Annotated in this window: 1 protein-coding gene and 1 pseudogene; one reads left to right on the forward strand and one right to left on the reverse strand. The window is 71.6% G+C overall.

Going from position 1 to position 2,507, the window contains the following annotated elements:
* A pseudogene (locus tag IE172_RS34380) lies at positions 1–466 on the reverse strand (VWA domain-containing protein); the annotation flags it as partial.
* A 278-nt stretch (positions 467–744) separates the two neighbouring features.
* Between IE172_RS34380 and IE172_RS07270 the strand changes: the two are divergent.
* Positions 745–2,507, forward strand: a 1,763-nt coding sequence (locus tag IE172_RS07270) for a PhoX family protein (protein WP_229885843.1), incomplete at its 3' end; no start/stop codon positions are given.

Genomic DNA, 2,507 nt, shown 5'->3' on the forward strand with positions numbered 1-2,507 from the left:
TGGCCTCCGCCTCTGCTTCGGTCTTCGGTTCCGGCTTGGCTTCGGGCTGCGGCTCGGGCTCGGGCTGCGGCTCGGTGTGGGTGGCCGGCTCGGGGGCCGTTGCCGGGGCCGGGGCCGGCTGGGGAGTGGGCTCGGCTTCTGCCTCGGGCTCGGCTTCCGTCGGGGCGGGGGCTGCCTCGGCCCGCCGCGCGGGGGCCGGGGTGTCGTCCGAGGGGGTGCTGGGGTGGGGGACCGTGACGTTGTCGAACGCGGCGCTGACGAGGTCGTGTTCGTCGCGTTGTTCCGGGACCGAGGGTGTGGCGGGGGTCGGTTCCGGGGACGGGGAGGGAATCGACGGGGCCGGCTCGGGCGATGTCGGAGCGGCCGTTTCCGTGGGCTCGGCGGCCTGCGCCGTACCCTCCGCTTCGGCGGACCTCGCTTTGCGTGACCGTCCGAACGCGTTCCGCAGGAGAGTGAGAATGCCCATGTGCGCAACCCTTCGCGTGAGTTGATGCCCGTCAATCCCTGGCCAGGACGGACACGTAAGGTTAGCGGCCCGCAAGGGCGATCTTGGGCAGGGTTGGGTTTGCGGAATCGTATATGTCAAGGGCGCGATCCGGCCTGCGAGCTGCGGCTCGCGATCTCCCGGTCCAACTTCCCTCATGCCGCCGCAGGTTCACCCGTCGTTCATCCGGGCGCCCGGCTACCGCACATATGTGCTCCTACGGTCTCGCTGACACCATGGGCATCCAAGGAGAGAATCACGTGCGAAAGCTGCTGCCGTTGATCGGAACGCCGTCCGGTTCGCACCCCGGCGGCCGGTCCGCCCTGACTTGTCGTTTCCGGTGTGGTGACGCCTGCTTCCACGAGGTGCCCAACACCAGCTCGAACGAGTACGTCGGCGACGTCATCGCCGGCGCCCTCAGCCGCCGGTCCGTGATGCGCGCCGCCGCCGTGGTGACCGTCGCCGCGGCCGGCGCCGGGGCGGCCGGCATCGCCGTCGCGCCCGAGGCGCAGGCGGCCGCGGCCGCCAAGGGCGGCCCCCGGCCGACGGCCAAGGGCGCCCGCGGTCTGCGGTTCGCGCCCGTCGCGCCCAACACGAACGACGCCGTGACCGTGCCGGAGGGCTACCGGCAGAACGTCGTCATCCGCTGGGGCGAGCCGATCCTGCGCGGTGCGCCCGCCTTCGACCCGGAGCGGCAGACCGCCGAGGCGCAGGCCGGGCAGTTCGGCTACAACTGCGACTTCCTGTCGCTGCTGCCCCTCAAGGGCGAGCGTGGCCGGCAGCTGCTCGTCGCCAACCACGAGTACACCGACGAGATCCTGATGTTCCGGGACTACGACGCCGCCAACCCCACCCGCGAGCAGGTGGAGATCGCCTGGGCCGCGCACGGCCTCGCCGTGGTCGCGGTGGAGGAGGAGCGCGGGAGCGGCCGGCTGACGGCCATCGGCCGGCACCAGCTCAACCGGCGGCTCACCGCCACCTCCGAGTTCCGGCTGACCGGCCCGGCCGCCGGGTCGGACCTGGTGAGGACGTCCGCCGACCCGACCGGGCGGAAGGTGCTCGGCACCCTCAACAACTGCGCCGGCGGCACCACCCCGTGGGGCACGACGCTGCACGGCGAGGAGAACTTCAACCAGTACTTCGCCCACGGCAGCAGCGCGACCGACAAGCGGTACGGCATCGGCACCGGCGCCACCGAGCGCAAGTGGGAACGCTTCGACAAGCGGTTCGACCTGGCCCAGGAGCCGAACGAGGCGCACCGGTTCGGGTACGTCGTCGAGCTCGACCCGTACGACCCCGACTCCGTGCCGCGCAAGCACACCGCGCTCGGCCGGTTCAAGCACGAGGCGGCGACCGTGCGGCTGACGCACGACGGCCGGCCGGTCGTCTACAGCGGGGACGACGAGCGGTTCGACTACTTCTACAAGTTCGTCGGCAGCAAGCGGATGCGGCACGGCAACAGCCGCTCCGCCCGCGAGCACAACCTCTCGCTCCTCGACGAGGGGACCCTGTACGTCGCCCGGCTGACCGGTGACTCGCCCGCCATCGAGATCGACGGCACGGGCAAGCTGCCCCGGGACGGCGAGTTCGACGGCAGCGGTGAGTGGATCCCGCTGGCCACCGCCACCGCCCGGGGTGCCGTCTCGCACGTCGAGGGCATGACCGCCGAGGAGGTCTTCGTCTTCACGCGGCTGGCCGGTGACAAGGTGGGCGCCACCAAGATGGACCGGCCCGAGGACATCGAGCCCAACCCGGTCACCGGCAAGGTGTACGTCGCCCTCACCAACAACTCCAACCGCGGCGTCGGCTCCCACCCGAAGGCGGACGAGGCCAACCCGCGCCACGCCAACAAGCACGGCCACGTCCTGGAACTGACCGAGCGCTGGAACCGGCCGGAGAGCACGGAGTTCGCCTGGTCGCTGTTCCTCGTCGCGGGCGACCCGGAGGACCCGGCGACGTACTTCGCCGGGTTCCCGAAGGACTCCGTCAGCCCGATCTCCTGTCCGGACAACGTCGCCTTCGA

Source organism: Streptomyces griseoflavus (genome assembly GCF_014649995.1).
Classification (GTDB): Bacteria; Actinomycetota; Actinomycetes; order Streptomycetales; family Streptomycetaceae; genus Streptomyces; species Streptomyces griseoflavus.